Annotated in this window: 17 protein-coding genes, 1 tRNA gene, 1 pseudogene and 1 riboswitch; of the genes and pseudogenes, 9 read left to right on the forward strand and 10 right to left on the reverse strand. The window is 68.7% G+C overall.

The window, feature by feature from the left end:
- Nucleotides 1–88: 88 nt before the first annotated feature.
- Nucleotides 89–1,468 carry a threonine synthase gene (gene thrC, locus ACW178_RS15010; RefSeq protein WP_191558161.1) on the forward strand — a complete coding sequence of 460 codons (1,380 nt, stop codon included), beginning with the start codon at nucleotides 89–91 and terminating at the stop codon, nucleotides 1,466–1,468.
- Here thrC and ACW178_RS15015 read toward each other — a convergent pair.
- Entirely contained in the window at nucleotides 1,458–2,252 is a 795-nt protein-coding gene (locus ACW178_RS15015; RefSeq protein WP_492024727.1) for a hypothetical protein, read from the reverse strand. The genes thrC and ACW178_RS15015 overlap by 11 nt on opposite strands.
- 292 nt (nucleotides 2,253–2,544) lie before the next feature.
- On the opposite strand from ACW178_RS15015, the pseudogene ACW178_RS15020 reads away from it, so the two are divergent.
- Nucleotides 2,545–2,852: pseudogene (locus ACW178_RS15020) on the forward strand (transposase); the annotation flags it as partial.
- 90 nt (nucleotides 2,853–2,942) lie between these two features.
- Here ACW178_RS15020 and ACW178_RS15025 read toward each other — a convergent pair.
- Entirely contained in the window at nucleotides 2,943–3,581 is a 639-nt protein-coding gene (locus tag ACW178_RS15025; protein WP_191554486.1) for a hypothetical protein, read from the reverse strand.
- A 68-nt stretch (nucleotides 3,582–3,649) separates the two neighbouring features.
- Nucleotides 3,650–3,964, reverse strand: a complete 315-nt coding sequence (locus ACW178_RS15030) for a CsbD family protein (RefSeq protein ID WP_054766619.1) — start codon at nucleotides 3,962–3,964, stop codon at nucleotides 3,650–3,652.
- A gap of 213 nt (nucleotides 3,965–4,177) precedes the next feature.
- Here ACW178_RS15030 and ACW178_RS15035 point away from each other — a divergent pair, with 213 nt between their 5' ends.
- Nucleotides 4,178–4,942, forward strand: a complete 765-nt coding sequence (locus tag ACW178_RS15035) for an SDR family oxidoreductase (RefSeq protein WP_191558163.1) — start codon at nucleotides 4,178–4,180, stop codon at nucleotides 4,940–4,942.
- Nucleotides 4,943–5,371: 429 nt separating this feature from the next.
- Here the strand turns inward: ACW178_RS15035 and thrB are convergent, their stop codons facing one another.
- From thrB to ACW178_RS15050, 3 genes are all read right to left on the reverse strand, one after another.
- Nucleotides 5,372–6,328: a homoserine kinase gene (thrB, locus tag ACW178_RS15040; protein ID WP_191558164.1), complete on the reverse strand. Its 957-nt coding sequence runs from the start codon at nucleotides 6,326–6,328 to the stop codon at nucleotides 5,372–5,374.
- Between the two features lie 3 nt (nucleotides 6,329–6,331).
- Nucleotides 6,332–8,068, reverse strand: coding sequence for an amino acid kinase family protein (locus ACW178_RS15045; protein WP_191558165.1), 1,737 nt, complete (start codon nucleotides 8,066–8,068; stop codon nucleotides 6,332–6,334).
- A gap of 102 nt (nucleotides 8,069–8,170) precedes the next feature.
- Nucleotides 8,171–8,314 (reverse strand): hypothetical protein, encoded by a 144-nt coding sequence (locus tag ACW178_RS15050; RefSeq protein ID WP_228185332.1) that lies wholly within the window; start codon nucleotides 8,312–8,314, stop codon nucleotides 8,171–8,173.
- Between the two features lie 187 nt (nucleotides 8,315–8,501).
- Nucleotides 8,502–8,615: riboswitch (SAM riboswitch) on the forward strand.
- Between the two features lie 78 nt (nucleotides 8,616–8,693).
- On the opposite strand from ACW178_RS15050, the gene metX reads away from it, so the two are divergent.
- The 4 genes from metX (at nucleotide 8,694) to ACW178_RS15070 (ending at nucleotide 11,522) form a co-directional block, all read left to right on the forward strand.
- Nucleotides 8,694–9,734 carry a homoserine O-succinyltransferase MetX gene (gene metX, locus ACW178_RS15055; RefSeq protein WP_287105595.1) on the forward strand — a complete coding sequence of 347 codons (1,041 nt, stop codon included), beginning with the start codon at nucleotides 8,694–8,696 and terminating at the stop codon, nucleotides 9,732–9,734.
- Nucleotides 9,731–10,915, forward strand: a complete 1,185-nt coding sequence (gene metB / locus ACW178_RS15060; protein WP_492024728.1) for a cystathionine gamma-synthase — start codon at nucleotides 9,731–9,733, stop codon at nucleotides 10,913–10,915. The genes metX and metB overlap by 4 nt, the downstream gene beginning before the upstream one ends.
- A gap of 52 nt (nucleotides 10,916–10,967) precedes the next feature.
- A tRNA-Glu gene (locus ACW178_RS15065) sits at nucleotides 10,968–11,042 on the forward strand.
- Nucleotides 11,043–11,255: 213 nt separating this feature from the next.
- Nucleotides 11,256–11,522, forward strand: a complete 267-nt coding sequence (locus tag ACW178_RS15070) for a hypothetical protein (protein WP_492024729.1) — start codon at nucleotides 11,256–11,258, stop codon at nucleotides 11,520–11,522.
- 25 nt (nucleotides 11,523–11,547) lie between these two features.
- Here ACW178_RS15070 and ACW178_RS15075 read toward each other — a convergent pair whose 3' ends face one another.
- The 4 genes from ACW178_RS15075 to ACW178_RS15090 all read right to left on the reverse strand — a co-directional run bounded on the left by ACW178_RS15075 (nucleotide 11,548) and on the right by ACW178_RS15090 (nucleotide 16,990).
- Entirely contained in the window at nucleotides 11,548–12,492 is a 945-nt protein-coding gene (locus ACW178_RS15075) for a hypothetical protein (RefSeq protein ID WP_492024730.1), read from the reverse strand.
- 4 nt (nucleotides 12,493–12,496) lie between these two features.
- The gene (gene carA, locus ACW178_RS15080; RefSeq protein ID WP_287103382.1) at nucleotides 12,497–13,657 is read right to left on the reverse strand and encodes a glutamine-hydrolyzing carbamoyl-phosphate synthase small subunit; all 1,161 of its coding nucleotides are present in this window, start codon (nucleotides 13,655–13,657) and stop codon (nucleotides 12,497–12,499) included.
- A 97-nt stretch (nucleotides 13,658–13,754) separates the two neighbouring features.
- The gene (locus tag ACW178_RS15085) at nucleotides 13,755–15,974 is read right to left on the reverse strand and encodes a glycoside hydrolase family 3 N-terminal domain-containing protein (protein WP_492024731.1); all 2,220 of its coding nucleotides are present in this window, start codon (nucleotides 15,972–15,974) and stop codon (nucleotides 13,755–13,757) included.
- 233 nt (nucleotides 15,975–16,207) lie between these two features.
- Complete coding sequence (locus tag ACW178_RS15090; protein ID WP_492024732.1) at nucleotides 16,208–16,990, reverse strand: ZIP family metal transporter; 783 nt, start codon at nucleotides 16,988–16,990, stop codon at nucleotides 16,208–16,210.
- A 64-nt stretch (nucleotides 16,991–17,054) separates the two neighbouring features.
- Between ACW178_RS15090 and proB the strand changes: the two genes are divergently transcribed.
- Nucleotides 17,055–18,212, forward strand: a complete 1,158-nt coding sequence (gene proB / locus ACW178_RS15095) for a glutamate 5-kinase (RefSeq protein ID WP_287103706.1) — start codon at nucleotides 17,055–17,057, stop codon at nucleotides 18,210–18,212.
- Nucleotides 18,209–19,480 carry a glutamate-5-semialdehyde dehydrogenase gene (locus tag ACW178_RS15100; RefSeq protein WP_287103707.1) on the forward strand — a complete coding sequence of 424 codons (1,272 nt, stop codon included), beginning with the start codon at nucleotides 18,209–18,211 and terminating at the stop codon, nucleotides 19,478–19,480. The genes proB and ACW178_RS15100 overlap by 4 nt, the downstream gene beginning before the upstream one ends.
- Nucleotides 19,481–19,560: the final 80 nt, after the last annotated feature.

A 19,560-nucleotide genomic window follows, 5' to 3' on the forward strand; every position in this document is an offset into this window, starting at 1 on the left:
TCGCCCGCCGCCCATCCGACAATTTCCTCCCGCGCATCGCCAGAAACCGGGTGACGCCGCCGCCCCGTCTGGCTAGGACCAGACCACTATGAGCACCTCCAGCGCCCGTTACGTCTCCACCCGCGGCCAGGCCCCCGAGACCGACTTCGCCGACGCCCTGCTGCGCGGCATCGCCCCCGACGGCGGCCTCTATATGCCGACCGCCTGGCCGAGGTTGTCGCCCTCCGCCTGGGACGCGAGCGCCGACTACAAGTCCATCGCCCTGCAAGCCGTCGCCCCCTTCATCGGCGACGCCCTGCCGGCGGGCGCGCTCGACCGCGCCCTGGACCGGCTGACGGCCGGCTTCGCCCATCCCGCCGTCACCCCCCTGGTGGAGCTTGAGCCCGGCCTGTTCGTGCTGGAGCTGTTCCACGGCCCCACCGCCGCCTTCAAGGATCTGGCGATGCAGCTGGTCGCCGCCCTGACGGACGAGGCCCTGGCGGCGTCCGGCGAGCGTCTGACCATTCTCACCGCCACCTCCGGCGACACCGGCGCCGCCGCCGTGCGCGCCTTCGCCGGCGCCCAATCCGTCGATCTGGTGGTGCTGCACCCGCTGGACCGCGTCTCGCCGGTTCAGCGCAAACAGATGACCACGGTCCAGGCCGACAATGTGCTGAATCTGGCCGTGCGCGGCGACTTCGACGACTGCCAGCGTCTGGTGAAGGGCCTGCTGGCTGAGGAGTCCCTACGCGAACGCGGCCGCCTGTCCTCGGTCAACTCCATCAACTGGGCGCGGCTGGCGGGCCAGATTCCCTATTATGTCTCGGCCACCGCCCAACTGGGCGGCCCGGCGACCTTCGTCGTTCCCACCGGCAATTTCGGCGACGCCTTCGCCGGCATCGCCGCCGCCCATATGGGCCTTCCAACCCGTGGTTTCGTCGCCGCTGTGAACCAGAACGACGCCCTGGCCCGCGCCGTCAACGACGGCCTCTATTCGCGCCGTCCCGCGATCGAGAGCGCCAGCGTCTCGATGGACGTCCAGGCTCCGTCCAACTTCGAACGCCTGGTCTATGAGGCGACCGGCCGCGACGGCGACCGCACCCGCGCCGTGTTCGAAACCTTCGCCCGCGACGGCGCCGTCGCCTTCGATCCGGATCTGCTGACCGCCCTGCGCGCCGCCGTCTCGGCCGTCTCCATCGACGAGACCGAGACCCGGGCCGAGATCGCCCACGCCCATGAGACCTGGGGCCGCGTCGTCTGCCCCCACACCGCCGTGGCCCTCGCCGCCGCCCGCCGCCTCGACCGCTCGACCGGCCCCGTCGTCGCCCTGTCCACCGCCCACCCGTCCAAGTTCGGCGCCTTCGTCTCCGACGTCCTGGGCTTCGAACCCGAGCCCGCGCCGGTCATCGCCGCCCTGGGCGATCAGGCCGAGCGGATGACGATCGTGGACGCCGACCTGGCCGCCGTCCTGGCCGAAATCAAAGCCTAAGGACGGCGTCCGAAAGACGAGCCGCATCTTCATAGGCGTCCAACGCAGAACTCAATTGTGTAGCCGATGGAGAGATACTTCCCGCATCTGCAAATTCTCGGCGTTCAAACGCGTCCTGGCGCGATGCGAGCATGTCGCCAAACCAAGCGTCCGCTTTATCCATCCAATCGCTCGGGAAAACAGGGCCCTTCCAGGCTTCGATATCTTTCGCGACGTTGTTGAACCATTCCAGGCTCACCGATTGATCCGTCTCACGCGCAAATTTCATACGCTGGAACAGTTCATCTGCTGCGGCAGCATCCGTGGGAGACGGTGAATTCCCCTGATCGTCCACCATCAGCATTGCCGGACCGCTGATGAATAGATTGTAGCCGGTGACGGCACGGAACAACGCTTTGTCGTCGTCGGTGATTTTAGACAGATCCGCTGCGGTCGCTTTGTCCGCTTCAGTCCAGGTCGATTCCGTTCCGAGCATCAAGAACTTGGTCATCGAGTCCTGCGGTGTCTCGATGAACACACCCTGTTTGGTAACAGGACTGCCAAGGTCGCTAACTTTGACGGTTCCATCTTCATTCAACTGAAAAAGCTCCGCCAGTGTGGACGGATTTGTCAGTGCGGACTGACCGATAAACTGACCGTTGGAAAAGAGCGAAGGAGCCTTGACGGGCTCACTCGAAGCCTTTGGCGACGCCGCAACCTCGGACGTAGAAGCGGGCGGCGGGGTTTGGCTCGCCGTATAAAACCGATGCGTGTACGCACCTTGTGTCACCGATCCGACAGACATGGGTCTCTCCAGACAACCTGCGTATGTGCTCGCAAAATGCGCGCCGCCGCAATCGATAACTATTTCTCCTTAAAAACAATCATTTGTTCAGCACCGGGGCTCAACACACTAATCCATCGCTGAGAAAATTCCCCTTTGGGCTGCAAAAGATTCCCAGTGACTCGGCAGATCGGCCACTCAAGCCGCCTTCTAAAAATCATGTTAGGGTTGTACATTGGCTTCGTCGCCATTCCGCGATCATCCGTTGGAGGAATAGCTGACATTTGTATGAACCTGCCGACGAGCGAGCCATAAGGCGGGGACGGCCTGGCGTGATCTGCACAGCCATTTCGGCGAGTGGAACTCGATCTACCGGCAGTTCCGGCGCTGGACGGCGGCGGGGGTCTGGGACGTGATGCTGGAGGCGCTGAACGAAGCCGGCGCAGGGCATGGCAGCGTCCAGATGATCGATTCCACCCTTATCCGGGCCCATCAGCACGCCGCCGGCGCGCTAAAAAGCGAGATCAGGACCGGGGTCTTGGCCGCTCGCGCGGCGGGTTCTCGACCAAGATCCATCTCCGCAGCAACGCTCTTGGCCTCCCTGTCGCGATCACGCCTGGCCACACGATACGACAAGGCCGCCGACAGCTTCCTCGGATTCGTCCTGGTCGCCGCAATCCGATTGTGGATCCGGCACTTTGTCCACCCTGCCTAGGACGGCGACGAGATCGCCTGGGTCAGGCGACCCAGGCCGTAGTTCAGGCCGCACTTCACATCATATTGGCGCGCCACGGACAGGATCGGCCGCCAGTCCCAGGTTTTGAACTCGCCGTCGTCGGCCCGCTTCATCAGGGCCTTGGACGCCTCTTCGCGTCCCTGCCACACGGCGGCGTAGATCAGGCCGAACTCGCGCCCGCCCAGGACCGTATCCTCCAGCGTCCGGCGCGACGACTGGGCCAGGGTCGACCCGGCCGAGAACCAGTTGGCGCTGGCGTTGGGCGAGGCCACGCCCCCGATGGCGGCCAGGGCCAGGCCGGCGATATCCAGGCTGCTGCGGGTCGCATTCCGGTCGATCGAGACGGCGGTCAGATAGCGGTCGCATCGCAGGTCGGATTCGGCGACCAGGGCGTAGACCAACTGCTTGCCCCGGGTCTCGGCGTTCCATTTCGCCCATTGGGCGTCCATCCGGTCCTCGGCGGCCTTACTCGCCTCGTCAGTGACGACATCGACCCCCAGCACCTGTCCCGTGCCGCCGACGCCCAGTCCGCCCTGGGGCTTCATCTTCAGCGTGGTGCAGCCGGCGGCGGCAAGGCAGGCGGCGATCGCCATGCCCCTCATGGTCATACGCATAGGCAGCCTCCCCTTTGCAGGGGAGACTGCGTCAACAATCAGACGTTGTCAAACCGTCGGTATGCGAACTAGCGGCGACGCCCGCCCGTCAGCATGCCCATCAACAGCAGGCCGACGCCGGCCACCGACAGGGTGGTCACCAGCGGCCGCTTGCGCGCCTCGGCGGCGACGGTGCGGGCCTTGTCGCGATAGTCGGCCGGCGCCTTTTCGACCAGCCGATCGACCGCGTCCATCGCCTTGCCGAAGGTCTCCAGCGACCGGCCCTTGGCGTCCTCGAACGCGCCTTCGACCTGCAGCTTCTGGTCGCCGACCAGCTTGCCGAAACCCTTCTTGGTCTTGCCGGTCGCCTGATACGCGGCGCCCTCGATCCGTTCGTCAGTCATGGTGAAATCTCATCCTCGGGGAGCGCGGCCGTGGCCGCATCTCCACCAAAACCCCAGCCCGCCCTTCAGTTCCAGCGACAAGGCGGCGCAGGCGGCGGATTTTTCCAATCCCACAGCCGCTTCCCGCCAGCCGGAACCGCGCGCGCCTTCTAGACCCGCCGCGTTCGGCCGTGTCGCCCCGACCGGCCTCCAAACGCAAAGAGGAGAGCCCCCGTGTACGCTCTGAAAGACAAGGTCGCCGTCGTCACCGGCGCCAGCTCCGGCATCGGCCAGGCGGCCGCCCGACTGTTCGCCCGCCTGGGCGCCAAGGTGGTGGTTTCGGCCCGCCGAGAAGCGGAACTCGCCGCCCTGGTCGCGGCCATACAGGCCGAAGGGGGCGAGGCCTGCGCAGTCCCAGGCGACGTGTGCGACGAGGCCACGGCTGCGGCCCTGACCACGGCGGCGGAGGAGCGGTTCGGCGGCCTGGACATCGCCTTCAACAACGCCGGCGCCATCCCCGAAACCGCCCCGACGCCGGACCTGTCGGTCGCCGGCTGGAAACAGACCCTGGACATCAACCTGACCGGCGCCTTCCTGTGCGCCAAGCATCAGATCCCCGCCATGCAGAGGCGCGGCGGCGGCTCGATCGTCTTCACCTCCACCTTTGTCGGCCATACCGTCGGCTTTCCGGGCATGGCGGCCTACGCCTCGGCCAAGGCGGGTCTGATCGGCCTGACCCAGGTCATCGCGGCCGAGTTCGGCGCCCAGAACATCCGCGCCAACGCCCTGCTGTGCGGCGGGGTGGACACGCCGATGGGCCGGGCCGTCGCCGACACCCCCGAAACCCTGGCCTTCGTCTCGGGCCTGCACGCCCTCAAACGCATCGCCCAGCCCGAGGAAATCGCCCAGGCCGCCGCCTTCCTGGCCTCCGAGGCCGCCGGCTTCATGACCGGCACGGCGACACGGGTGGACGGCGGCGTCTCCATCTGCCGGACCTGATCTCGGGGCGATGTCTCCTCCCCCTCTGGGGGAGGTGGCGCGGCGCCTCTTCGGCGCCGTGACGGAGGGGGTCTCAATCCGGATTCGATGCGGCGGAGAGCCCCCTCCGCCCTTCGAAGCCCCTCTCGCAGGCGGTCGGGAGATGGCTCATGTCGCACGAGGAGCGGCGATGAACCTCGGTCTTTTCAACGCGCTGGCGCGGTTCTAAACCGATCGGCGCGGTGCCTTTCCTATCCGTGCGATCATCCGGCTCCGGTCTTTGAAAACTGAGCCCCTCGCCTTCGGCCCTGCGGCCTCGGCCCCGTCGATTTCGGACAGATCGGACACATCGGACACTCTTTTTCAGAGTCCGGCGCGCCGCCGATTTCGGACACATCGGACACATCGGACACATCGGACACTGTTTTCCCTGTCCGACGCATCACCCCTTCAGACGGTCTCTACCGCCCGCCAGTGGTCCATGCGGCGCAGGAAGACCGCCGGGTCCTTGGGCGTGACCAGTTTGGACGGGTCGTGGAAGATGCGATCGTGCAGGCGGGTGACGGTGAACCTCAGGGCCGCCGCCTCGCCCAGTCGCGGCAGGGCGGCGCGTTCGGCCTCGCTCAGCGGCCGCACCGCCTCATAGCCGCGCTGGAAGGCCGCCAGGGCGTCGGGCATGGGCCGCCCCTCGGCGTCGAAACCCCAGGCCGACAGGGCGATGGCCAGGTCATAGACCAGCGGTCCGGTGCAGCCGAAGTAAAAGTCGATCACGGCCGAAACGGTCCCGTTCTCGAACAGGATGTTGTCGGGGAAATAGTCGGCATGGATCGCCCCGGTCGGCAGATCATCCGCAAACGGATTATCCAGCCGCGCCAGCGCCGCCTCGACCTGATCCAGCAGGCTGCGGTCCTCGCCCGAGGCGCCCGCCGCGCACCGGTCCGCCAACCGCCGCCACATGGCCGGCCCGACCGGATTCTCGCGCCGCCCGGCGAAGCTCTGGGCCGTCTGGTGCAGCCGCGCCAGCACCGCCCCCGCCGCCGCCTGGTCGGCTTCCGACGGATGGCGCAGCCAGGCGCCGGTCTTCCATTCGATCACCGCCGCCGCCCGGCCGTTCAGCCGCCCCAGCCATCCGCCCGACCGGTCCTTGATCGGCGTCGGGCAGGGAAAGCCCCGCCCCGCCAGATGGGCCGTCAGCCCCAGGCAGAAGGGCAGAGACGCCTCGTCCGTCCGCGCCTCGAACAGGGTCAGGACGAACCGTCTGCGGCTCGCCCCGTCCTGGGTCTCCAGCCGGTAGTTGGTGTTCTCCACCCCTTCGGCGATGGCGGTCAGTTCGACCACCTCGCCCAGGTCGTAGCCGGCCAGGAACGCCCTGGCCTCGTCCAGCGAAACGGGGGTGAAGACCGCCATGGCCTAGTTCAGGCCCGCATCGGCGCGGCGCGCGCGCACGATCTCGGCCAGGTCGGCCATGATGCTCTCGGTCGTGGCCCAGCGGCCGGCGCCCCGGCCCCGGCAGCGCCACACCCGCCCGTCGGCGCCGTAAACCTTCAGGGCGTTGCCCTCGCCGCGCAGGCTGGAGAACAAGGGGTCGCCGTGCCCGGCCGTCAGCTTGACCGACGGCGTGATGACCCCGTCCTTCAGATGGGCGGCGCCGATCTGGCGCACCCCGCCCTCGGCCGACGTCGCCTCGGTCAGGCAGTCGCGCGGGACCTCGCCGTCGGGCGAGCGGCCGAAGGCCTCGTGGCACAGCAGCCGCACCTTGGCGGCGGCGTCCAGCCCCTCCAGGTCCGCCGACGGGTCCTCTTCCGCAAAGCCCGCCGCCCGGGCGTCGGCCAGGGCCTCGGCGAAGGCCGCCCCGTCGCCCAGCCGCTCCAGCATGAAGTTGACCGTGCCGTTCAGCACCGCCTCGAACCCGACCACCTCGCCGGCGGCGCGGGCCGCCCGCACCGTCTCGATCATCGGCGAGCCGCCGCCGACCGAGGCCGACCAGAAGATCCGTCGCCCCTTGGCCTTGGCCAGATCCTGAAGCCCGCCGGGATCGCGGCTGACCGCCTGTTTATTGGCGCTGGCCACGTCGCAGCCGGCCTCCAGGGCGGCGCGGATCACCGCATGGCCCGCCTCGCCTTCCGACAGGGCCTCCAGCACGATGTCCGGCTTCTTGGCCCAGAGGACCGCCGGATCGGCGGTGAACAGCGACTGCGGACAGGCCACGTCGCGGACCTTCTTCGGGTTGCGCACCAGCACCCCCACCACGTCATAGCGCGGATCGTTCAGCAACCGCGCCAGGACCCCGCCGCCCACCACGCCGCAGCCGGCGACCGCCACCTTCAGCGGCGGCAGGGCCGGCGCCGGTCCGGGGGGCGCCGACCGCTTGCCGATCACCGTGCCGTCGGCCCGGTCCAGGGCCGCGACCTCGATCTCCACGCCCCGGCTCTCGCCCAGGTCGATCGCGTCGTGCTGAACCAAGGCGCCGCCCAGCTTGCGCGCCACGTCCCAGGACGCCCGGCGATAGCGCAGGGCCGGGGCCGTCCGGTCGTTCGGATCATGGTCGTAAAGGCCGTCGACGTCCTTCACCAGCCGCACCTTCTTCAGCCCCAGTTCCGCGGCCAGGAAGACCGCCGTCAGGTCCGACCCGCCCCGGCCCAACAGGGCGATCCGCCCGTCCGGCCGCACCGCGCCGAAGCCGGGAACCACCACCACCTCGTGCCGGTCCAGCGCCTGTTTCAGATGGTCGGGCCGCAGGCCGCAGGGGCGCGAATGCTCCGGCTCCCCCTCGGCGACGATGCCCAGCTCCCGCACCGACAGGGCGCAGGCGTCCAGGCCGATCCGATCACAGGCGATGGCGACCAGGGCCGCCGACTTCTCCTCGCCCAGGGCCACATAGCCGGGCAACAGTTCGTTGGAATGGGCCAGGCCCAGCGCCCGCGCCTCGCCCAGCATCTGGTCGGTCGCCCCGCCGAAGGCCGAGACCACCGCCACCACCTTCCGTCCCGCCCGCACATGGCCGTAGACGGCCGAGGCCACCAGCGGCGCCTCCGCCGGGGTTCGCAGGATCGATGAGCCGAACTTCAGCACCACAACCTCGGCGGCGGGCTGTTTACTCGGTTCGAGGGTCTCGGATTTCTCTACTACGGCGAGGGAGGCTGACATTGGGTTTCTCGGGCGATGTTCGGAAGGGGTGGGGTGAAATGAAAAACCCCGCCTGGCGGACCGGGCGGGGTTCGGGTTCTGCGGTTGCCGGTGTTCGGCGCGCTAAACTCGTCCCGCCCGTGAGGGCATGGTGGTGGTGGTGCCGGTGGTGCCGCCAATAATCGAGCCGCCAATGGTCATGCCGAAGGCCGTCGCGGCGAGGCCGGCGACGGTCGAAACTTCGGCGATGAGCAGGTGCTGGCGCACAGATCTGATCCGGTTGAAATCTGAGCCTAGGGTGATCGGACCACACCCTCGCTGTCAAGCCGCATTGGATGATTTTTTCGCAACGACGACTTTGGAGGTCGTTTCAGACCAGCCAAGGCCGCGCGAACTATCAACTTGGGTTGAATTTTTCGCTTGACCGGCTCCGCTTGTTTGATCAACGTAAGATCACTCATCAAGACCGGCTGAGGGATTAGGCCCTTTGACGCCGGGGCAACCATCGGGTTCCGCCCGAAACGGTGCCAACTCCTGCGGGGTCCTTCGGGGTCGCGAGAGATGAGTGGAGCATCGACGAGGCGACGCTCCACGATCTGTCACCGCATCGAGCCTTGCTGAGCGAGAACGATGCGGACGACGATAGATGACCCTGGCTGAAACATCCCTGCTCGAAGAACCCGACTGTCGGCCCCAGCCGACGGCCAAGCCTGTGCGCGAACGCGGCGGCGCCCGCGACGTGATCGTTCCCCTTCCCGCCGACTTCCGCCTCGCTTCCGGCGAAAAACTGAAACAGCCCAACGTCATCGGCCGCCTGCACGGCCGCGCCGGGGCGCCCGTCGTCGTGGTGGCGGGCGGCATCTCGGCCGGCCGGTTCGTCCACCGCACCGAGACCAACGGCCTGGGCTGGTGGTCCGGCGCCGTCTCCATGCGCGGCCCCATCGACCTGTCGAGGCTCCAGGTCCTGGCCGTCGACTTCGCGCCCGGCCAGGAGTTCCAGGATGCGCCCGTCACCATCACCACCCACGACCAGGCCCGCCTGCTGGCCCTGGTTCTGAACCATCTGCGGATCGAACGGGTCGCCGCCTTCGTCGGCTGTTCCTACGGGGGCATGGTCGCCCTGGCCTTCGCCGAACTCTATCCCGACTGGGCCGAACAGCTGATCGTCGTCTCGGCCGCCCACCGCGCCCATCCCCAGGCCACGGCCTGGCGCGGCATCCAGCGCCGTATTCTTCAGTTCGCCGTCGACGCCGGCCGACCGGAAGAAGGCGTCGCCCTGGCCCGCGAACTGGCCATGACCACCTATCGCACGGCGGAAGAGTTCAACGACCGGTTCGACACCACCGCCCCGGCCGCCGTCGGCGGCGCCTATCCCGTCTGCGACTATCTGACGGCGCGGGGCCAGGCCTACCGCACCCACACCACCCCGACCCGCTGGCTGTCGATGTCGGATTCGCTGGATCGCCACAGCGTGACGCCCGAGGCCATAACCACCCCCGTCACCCTGATCGGCTTCACCTCCGACCGGCTGGTGCCGATCGACGACATGCGCGAACTGGCTGCGCGCCTGCCGACCCTGTGGCGCTTCGTCGAGGCGCCCTCCCTCTACGGCCACGACGCCTTTTTGAAGGAGGACGCCTTCGTCGGCGAAGTCCTCCGCGCCGCCTTCAAGGATATCCAAGCATGACGACCCGCCCCGCCAGCCCGCACACCATCGCCGCCCGCACGGGCGTGGATACGGACACGGCCCACGGCGCGGTCATGCCGCCGCTCTATCTGTCGTCCAACTATTCCTTCGCCGGTTTCGACCAGAAGCGGAAGTACGACTACAGCCGATCGGGCAATCCGACCCGCGACGTCCTGGCCGAGACCCTGGCCGAGCTGGAGGGCGGCGCCGGCTGCGTCATCACCGCCACCGGCATGGCGGCCGTCGATCTGCCCCTGGCCCTGCTGGAGCCCGGCGACCTGCTGATCGCCCCGCACGACTGTTACGGCGGCACCTGCCGCCTGCTGAACGCCCGCGCCCGCAAAGGCCATTTCGAGCTGCTGCTGGTCGATCAGGGCGATCCGGAAGCCCTGGAGGCCGCCCTGGCGCTGAAGCCCAAGCTGGTCTTGGTCGAGACCCCGTCCAACCCGCTGCTTCGTCTGGTCGATGTCGCCGACATCTGCACCCGCGCCCATGCGGCGGGCGCCAAGGTCGTCTGCGACAACACCTTCCTGTCGCCGGCCCTTCAGAACCCGATCAAGCTGGGCGCCGACTTCGTGGTCCATTCCACGACCAAGTTCATCAACGGCCATTCCGACGTGGTCGGCGGCGCGGTCGTGTCGGCCGACGCCGAGGATCACCAGACCCTGGCCTGGTGGGCCAACTGCACCGGCGTGACCGGCTCGCCCTTCGACGCCTATCTGACCCTGCGCGGCGTGCGCACCCTGTTCGCCCGGATCGAGCGGCAGCAGGCCACGGCCGGCGCGATCGCCCAAAGGCTGGCCGGCCACCCGGCGGTCAAGGCCGTCCACTATCCGGGCCTGAAGTCCCACCCGAACCACGCCCTGGTCACGGCCCAGCAAGCGGGGCCGGGCGCCATGCTCAGCTTCGAACTGGCGGGCGGGGCCGAGGCGGTGCGGACCCTGGTCGAAAGCCTGGACGTCTTCACCCTGGCCGAATCCCTGGGCGGGGTTGAAAGCCTGATCGCCCATCCCGCCACCATGACCCACGCCGCCATGACGCCGGAACAGCGCGCCACCGCCGGCATCGGCGACGGCCTGGTGCGGCTGTCGGTCGGGCTGGAACATGTCGAGGATCTGATCGCCGACCTGTTCCCGGCGCTGGACGCCCTCACGCCGGCCGCAGCGGCCGAGGCGGCGTAAATTTTCGCTTGCAGAAGGGACCGATCCGGGGCAAATGCGCCGCCCCGGCCGCGGTCCCTTCGTCTATCGGTTAGGACGTCAGGTTTTCAACCTGAAAAGAGGGGTTCGATTCCCCTAGGGACTGCCACCGGCGCCGTTCATCGGCGGCATGACGAGGCGTATTGAGAAAGCGCTCCGCCTCCAGATTAAGATTTCAGTAAGCATTTTGTTCGGATCGAGACACCAACTCATTCGAATCACGGACTTTTTTCGGACGCAGTCAGGAACTATCCACAGGCGTTGTGGTTAATTCCCCGTTAGCGCGGCGCAGAAGCGCCTGTCCTTCTGAACCGAGATTCTGATGTATATCGCCATCGCCCGTCCGGCGGTGGAGCCCCAAGGCCCCGACGCCGTCGCCGTCCCCGGCTCTCCCGCCATCCTCGAATTGTCGCCGCGCGCCCTGCATGCGCGCCTTCTGGAAAACGCCGCCCTCAGGCGGATGCGCGGCCTGGAGCGCCGCCGCGAGCATCGGCTGGAAGACGCCGACTACTGGCTGCACGCTGCGCCGATGGCCGTGCGAAAGGCCAGCGCCCTGCGCGAGGACAAGAGTTTCGCCCCCCTGCCCTGATCCGTTGGCGGGTCGCCTGGCCTGATCAGCGGAGCTCCGGCGTCCGACGTCTCAGCGAGGCCGCCAGCTTGTCCAGCTTTTGACGGGCGGACTTGGGGCGGACGCGTTTGCGGTGCTCGAAACCGCCACCCCACCGCTGATGCATCGCCGCGTCCAAATGGGGATGGCGGTCATGCTGGTGCACGACGGCGCTGGCCGTGCCGTCCGGGTTGACGACCCGGCCGCCTTGCACCGACAGAAGGTCGCCCGGCGTCAGGCCCAGGGTCGCCACGCGGCCATAGTTGGGCTGGACCGTCGCCGCCGCCAGACCCTGATGGATCGCCATGTTGAAGGCCGCCTGATCCGCGCCGAAGGCCCCGCCGATCTCGGAACGCGGAATGGCGGCCAGCGCCAGGATCAGCCGCGACAGGCGCGACACCTCGACCCGCGGCCCCAAGAGGGTGCCCACGCACAGGCAGGAACGATCGGCCAGGGCCGTCGCCGTCGCCTCGCCGAACAGGGCGCGCAGATATTTCATGTTGAAGGCGTGAGCGCCCAGGGGGGCCTCAGCCTCGATGAAGACTTCCAGCCCGTGCGGATGGGGCGCGAACGGCGAAGCCTGAAAGACGACGTCGCGCACGTCGCAGGCCAGGGCCGCGCCGGGCCGATCGCCCAGCAGGCCGGCGAAGGCGACGAACCTCTGCATCACCGGATGGGGCGCCCAGCCGCGCCAGGTCGGCGCGTCCACGGCGGTCACGCCATTCTGGGCCAGAAATTCGCGCAACTCGGCGTCCGCATCCACCACCAGGGCGACAGGACCGTCGAACACCGCCCGCAAGGACCGCACGAAGGGCGCGACATCGGCCGCATCATAGCCGGTGGCGTAGCCGACCACCACATCGCCGTCAGGCAAGGGAGTCATCCCGCGCTCCGCCTCCAGCGCCTGGGCCAGCCAGTCCAGATAGTCCGACCGGGCCGCTGCCTGTTTCATCGGCTCAGCGCGCGGCCATCAGATCGGCGAACCGGTCGAACAGATACAGGCTGTCCGTGGGTCCGGGCGAGGCCTCGGGGTGGTGCTGAACGCTGAAGATCGGCTTGTCCTTGACGGCGATGCCGCAGTTGGTGCCGTCGAACAGGCTGACGTGGGTTTCGGTCACGGCGTCGGGCAGGCTGTCGCGGTCCACGGTGAAGCCGTGGTTCATCGAGACGATTTCGACCTTGCCGGTGGTCAGATCCTTGACCGGATGGTTGGCGCCGTGGTGCCCCTGATCCATCTTCACCGTCTTGGCGCCCAGGGCCAGGGCCAGCATCTGGTGGCCCAGGCAGATGCCCATCAGGGGCTTGCCGCTGGCGACCAGCTTCTGGATCTCCGGCACGGCGTATTCACCGGTCGCGGCCGGATCGCCCGGCCCGTTCGACAGGACGACGCCGTCCGGATTGCGCGCCAGCACCTCTTCCGCCGTCGTCGTCGCCGGGACCACGGTGATGCGGGCGCCGGTCGAGGCCAGGGCGCGCAGGATGTTGCGCTTCACGCCGTAGTCGATGACCACGACGTCCTTGCGCCCCTGGGTCTTGGGGTGGCCTTCCGGCCATTCCCACAGCCCCTCGTCCCATTCGAAGGCTTGCAGGGTGGAGGCGGGCTTGGCCAGGTCCAGACCGACCAGACCGGTCCATTGCCGCGCCTGGGCGACCAGGGCCTCCAGATCGAACGCGCCGTTCGGATCATGGGCGATCACGGCGTGGGGCGCGCCCTTGTCGCGGATGATCTTGGTCAGGGCGCGGGTGTCCACCCCGGCCAGACCCACGACGCCGCGACGCTTCATCCAGGCGTCGAAACCCGCATCCGAGCGATAGTTGGCCGGATCGGTCGGCACGTCGCGGAAGATCGCGCCCCGCGCCGAGGTGTCCGAGCCGCCGCCCATCTGTTCGATGTCTTCGACATTGGTCCCCACATTGCCGACGTGCGGGAAGGTGAAGGCCAAGATCTGGCTCATGTAGGACGGGTCGGTCAGGATTTCCTGATAGCCGGTCATGGCGGTGTTGAAGACCACCTCGCCCAGGGCCGATCCGACCGCCCCGACTCCGATTCCCTGAAGGATCGTGCCGTCTGCGAGCGCGAGAACGCCTGTGGCGCCCGGAAGAATCTTGGTCGTCATGGGCGCGCTCCTAAACACGAATCCAGCCCGAAAGGAGGCCGAAGACAAACGGCGGGCTCGTTAAGCCCTGCCGTCCGCTCCGTCAACGTCCGCAGGATCAGGCCGGGCCGATCAGACGGAACTGAGCCGCCGAACCGCCCTGGGCGTGCGGGGCCAGCCACAGGTCGAACAAGCCCGGCTCGATCCGGTAGGCGCCGTCCTCGCCGATGAAGCCCAGCTGACGCGGATTCAGGGTGAAACGCACCGTCTGGCTCTGACCGGGGCGCAGGCTGACCCGTTTGAAGTCCTTCAGCAGACGGCCCGGCTGGGTCAGGCTGGCGACCCGGTCGTGGATATAGAGCTGCACCAGTTCCTCGGCCGCGTGGACGCCCCGGTTGGTCACGGTGACGGCGACGTCCAGCGTCCCGTTCCACGGCAGTTGATCGCTCGCCATCTCAACCGGCCCATAGACCACCTCGCCGTAGGTCAGGCCGAAACCGAACGGATACAGGGCCGTATTGGTCGTCTCGCGATAGCGGGCCTTGTATTCCTCGACCGGCAGGTCCGGGTTGGCCGGACGTCCCGTGTTCTTGTGGTCGTAGGAATAGGGCTGCTGGCCCGACTTGTGCGGGAAGCTGATCGGCAGGCGGGCCGAAGGCCCATGGGCGCCGAAGATCACGTCCGCGACGGCGTTGCCCATCTGCTCGCCCAGGAACCAGGTCACAACCACCGCCTGGGCGTTCTTGACATTGCCTTCCAGCGCCAGGGCCCGGCCGTTGCGCAGCAGGATGACCATCGGCTTGTTCAGCGCCGCCATGGCGTCGACCAGGGCCATCTGCGGAGCCGGCACGACGATCTCGGTGCGGGACTGTGCCTCGCCCGACATCTTCTGGCTTTCGCCGATGGCGAGCACGATGACATCAGCGTTGGCGGCCGCACGGACAGCCTCGTCGATGCCGCCGTCCAGCGCGCTCTCGACGCCGGAGCCGCGCGCGACGGTCAGGGCTTGCGGATCGCTCATGGCGGCGCGGAAGCCGGCCTCCAGCGAGACGCGACGCTCAGGCGCGCCCCAGATGGTCCAGGGCCCCCAGACATTGTCCACGTCATCGGCGAAGGGGCCGATCAGGGCGATCTTCTGGCTCTTGTTCAGCGGCAGAAGGCCGTTGTCGTTCTTCAGCAGGACCACGGACTTGCGGCCCGCTTCGCGCGACAGGGCGATATGATCGCGCGAGCCGACCACGGCCTTCTCACGCGCCACGTCCGTGCCGCGATAGGGATCGTCGAACAGGCCCAGCGCCGCCTTGGTGTGCAGCAGACGGCGCACCGCCTCGTCCAGTCGGGCCATCGACACCTCGCCCGAGGCGACCAGGCTGGGCAGATGCTCCAGATAGAGGCCCGAGACCATCGACACGTCCACGCCGGCGTTGAAGGCCAGGCGGGCGGCGTCGCGGCCGTCCTCGGCGAAGCCGTGGGCGATCAGCTCCTGTTCGGAGGTGTAGTCCGAGACGACGAAGCCCTCGAAACCCCATTCGCCGCGCAGAATGTCGGTCAGCAGTTTGCGGCTGCCCGAGGCCGGCACCCCGTTCAGATCGTTGAAGGCGCTCATGATCGACAGACAACCCGCATCCACCGCCGCCTTGAACGGCGGCAGGAAGACCCCGCGCAGGGTCTGTTCGCTCATGTCGGTGGTGTTGTACTCGACCCCGCCGATGGCGGCCGAATAGGCGGCCATGTGTTTGGCGGTGGCCAGGACGGCGTCGCGGTCGTCCAGCCCCTTTTCACCCTGGAAGCCGCGCACCCGGGCGGCGGCCAGCAGATTGTTCAGCAGAACGTCCTCGCCCGCGCCCTCGACGTTGCGGCCCCAGCGCTGGTCGCGGGCCACGTCCACCATGGGGGCGTAGGTCTGGTGCACGGCCGAGGCCGCCGTCTCCACCGCCGCCGCCCGGGCGGTGCGATAGGCCAGTTGGGTGTCGAAGGCCGCCGCCTCGGCCAGGGGCACGGGGAAGATGGTCGACAGGCCGTGGATCACGTCCGCCGCGAACAGCAGCGGGATCTTCAGCCGGCTCTCTTCCATCGCGACCTGCTGGATGCGGCGGCCGGCCTCGGCGCCGATGCCGTTGAACAGGCTGCCGACCTTGCCTTCGCGGATCATGGCGGTGACGCGGGCGGGATCGCCCGTGCCGTCCAGCGGGTTCACCGCCGTCGGCATCCAGCGGAACGGATCGGCGAGCAGATTGAGCTGGCCCGCCTTCTCCTCGACCGTCATGGCCGAAATCAGATCCTCGATCCGCTGGCGGTGACGCTGAACGGCGCGGGCGGTTTCGGCGGAAGCAGGCATGGAATACACTCCGGCGCCCATCAGGGCGAGAAGCCCGAGGCCAGACAAGAAGTTTCGACGGGAAGCCGAAGGCTTTTCAGGTCGCGTCTTAATGGGGCGCTCCTTCGGGGCAGATGGATCGGCGAACTGGTGGCCTAACCTCTGGCGACCGCCCCCGTCCAGACCCGCGCCGCATGTAAATGATGTAACAGACCCCGGCCCCCTTCAACCCGACATCAGGCTTAAGGCCAAGCTCAGCCCAAGGCGATGTCCAGGAACATCATGCCGACCAGACCGATCATCAGCCCGATCATGGAGCCGTCGCCGGTCGATCGCTCGCGCGTCTCGGGAATGATCTCTGCAGTGACGACATAGATCATGGCTCCGGCCGCCAGACCCAGGCCCCAGGGCAGGGCGCCGGGCAAGGCGCCGACCACGCTCGCGCCGATCAGCCCGCCGACCGGCTCGACCAGACCCGAGGCCAGGGCGCCCGCAAAGGCGGCGATGCGGCCATACCCCAGCGAGGCCATGGCCGCCGACACGGCCAGGCCTTCGGGCATGTTCTGAATCCCGATGCCGAGCGTCGTCGCCAGCCCCTGGTGCAGGTCGCCGCCGCCGAAGCTGACGCCCACGGCCGCGCCTTCCGGAAAGTTGTGCAGGGTGATGGCGATGATGAACAGCCAGATGCGGCGCGCCAGATTTTTCGACTGGGCCGGTCCGATCGCCAGCATGTCCACCGGCGCGAACCGGTTCATCAGGCCGATGACCGTGGCCCCGATCAGCACCGCCGCCGCCATGGTTCCCGCCGCCCAGCCGCGCGACGCCCCGCCCGTTTGCAACACCTCCACCCCCGGCATGATCAGCGAGAAGAAGGAGGCCGCCAGCATGACGCCGGCGGCGAAGCCCAGGAGCACGCTCTGGGTCTGCTGACCGGGCCTTTTGACCACCAGCATCGGCGCAGCGCCGACCGCCGTCATCAGACCCGCCGCCAGACTGCCCAGGGCGCCCGCGGCGATAGGGGACAGGGATTCCATCATCGCCCTGCTGTGACGCCGCACACGACAAGAGACAAGCGGCGATGGGGCGTTTAGAGAAACCTTCATGTCCCAGGCCGCCTCCCCCGCGCCGCGCCCGGACGCCGCCTCCGCCCTGGGGGCCGCCCGCCGGGTCGTGGTCAAGATCGGATCGTCTCTGTTGATCGACGCCGAGACGCGGCGGCCGACGCGCGACTGGCTGGCCGCCATGGCCGAAGATCTGGCGCGGCTGAGGACCGAGGGGCGCGAGGTGATCGTCGTCTCGTCCGGTTCGATCGCACTGGGGCGCGGCCGCCTGCCGAACCTGGGCGCGCGGCTGGAGGACAAGCAGGCGGCGGCCTCGGTGGGCCAGTCCCTGCTGATGGCCGCCTGGTCCGAAGCCCTCGCCCCTCACGGCCTGGTCGCCGGGCAGGTCCTCCTGACCCGCGACGACACCGAACGGCGCCGGCGCTGGCTGAACGGCCGCGCCACGGTCGAGGCCCTGCTGGCCCACGGGGTCGTGCCCATCGTCAATGAGAACGACACCGTCGCCACCGAAGAGATCCGCTATGGCGACAACGATCGGCTGGCGGCGCGCACGGCCCAGCTGGCGCGGGCGGATCTGCTGATTTTGCTGTCCGACGTCGACGGCCTCTACACCGCCGATCCACGGCGAGACCCGAACGCCGTCCACCTGCCTCTGATCGAGAGCCTCGGCCCCGACGTCCTGGCCATGGGCGGCGGCGCCAACGCCCAGGCCGGGGTCGGCACCGGCGGCATGGCGACCAAGCTGGCCGCCGCCCAGATCGCCCGCTCAGCCGGCTGCGCCACCGTCATCGCCTCGGGCCAGACCCTGTCGCCTCTGAGCGCGGTTCGCACCGGGGCGCGCGCCACCCTGATCACGGCGCCGGACACCCCGATGGCCGCCTATAAGCAGTGGATCGCCGGCAGCCTGTCCCCGGCCGGCGCCCTGACGCTGGACGACGGCGCCGTCGCCGCGCTGAAGGCCGGCAAGAGCCTGTTGCCCGCCGGGGTCACGGCCGTGACCGGCGATTTCGAAAAGGGCGACTGCGTGCGCCTGACCGACACCGAGGGCCGGTCGGTCGGGGTGGGCTTGGCCGCCTACGCCGCCGAAGAGGCCGCCCGCATCCGGGGCCGCCGCAGCGATGAGATCGAGTCCGTTCTGGGCTATCGCGGCGCCTCGGTCCTGATCCACCGCGACGACCTGGTGCTGGACGACCGATGACCGAGACCCTGACGCTGAACGAACAGATGCTGGCGCGGGGCCGCCGCGCCCGCGCCGCCGCCGCCGGCCTGCGCGACGCCCCCGCCGTCGCCCGCACCCGCGCCCTGGACGGCCTGGCTCGACGGCTGATCGCCGCCGAGGCGGACATTCTGGCCGCCAATGCGCGAGACGTGGCGGCCGGCCGCGCCAACGGCATGAGCGAGGCCCTGATCGACCGGCTGGCTCTGACCCCCGCCCGCATCGCCGGCATGGCTCAGGCAGTGGCGACCATCGCCGCCGTGCCCGATCCCCTGGGCGTCGAGACCGAGCGCTGGACCCCCGCCAACGGTCTGGACATCGCGCGGGTCCGCACCCCGATCGGGGTGCTGGGCGTGATCTATGAGAGCCGGCCCAACGTCACCGCCGACGCCGCCGCCCTGTGCGTCCGCTCGGGCAACGCCGCCATCCTGCGCTGCGGATCGGATTGCCTCCAGTCCTCCCTCGCCATCGCCGGCCTGATCGCGGAATCCCTGGCGGAGGCCGGCCTGCCGGCGGATGCGGTGCAACTGGTCGATACGCCCGACCGCGAAGCCGTCGGCCTGATGCTGGGCGGGCTGGACGGGGCGATCGACGTCATCATTCCGCGCGGCGGCAAGAGCCTGGTGGCCCGAGTCCAGGCCGAGGCCAAGACGGCGGTGCTCAGCCATCTGGAGGGGCTGAACCACACCTATCTGCACGAGGCGGCCGATCTGGAGGTCGCGCGCGCCGTGGTGCTGAACGCCAAGATGCGGCGGGTTTCGGTCTGCGGCGCGACCGAGACCCTGCTGGTGGATCGCGCGGCTGCCGAACGTCTGCTGCCCCCGGTCGCCGCCGACCTGATCGCCGCCGGATGCGAACTGCGCGGGGACGATGCGGCGCGGGCCCTGGTCCCCGCCATGATCCCGGCGACAGAGGCCGACTGGACCACCGAATATCTGGCGCCCGTCCTGGCGGTTCGGGTGGTGGAGGATCTGGACGCGGCCGTGGCCCACATCGCCCGCTACGGTTCGGGCCATACGGAGGCGATCATCACCACCGACGCCAGGGCCGCCGAACGGTTCGCCGCCCAGGTGGACAGCGCCATCGTCCTGATCAACGCCTCGACCCAGTTCGCCGACGGGGGAGAGTTCGGCTTCGGCGGCGAGATCGGCATATCGACCGCCCGCCTGCACGCCCGCGGCCCCGTCGGCGCCGAACAGCTGACGACCTACAAATACGTCGTGCGGGGTCAGGGCCAGACGCGGCCGTGACGCAAAAAGGCTGGAGACGTTTTCCGCCTCCGGCCCCTTCGGATCATCTCATCACGGCCTCAAGCAGCGCGAAGCGCGAT

Source organism: Brevundimonas sp. AVps4, from assembly GCF_058681525.1.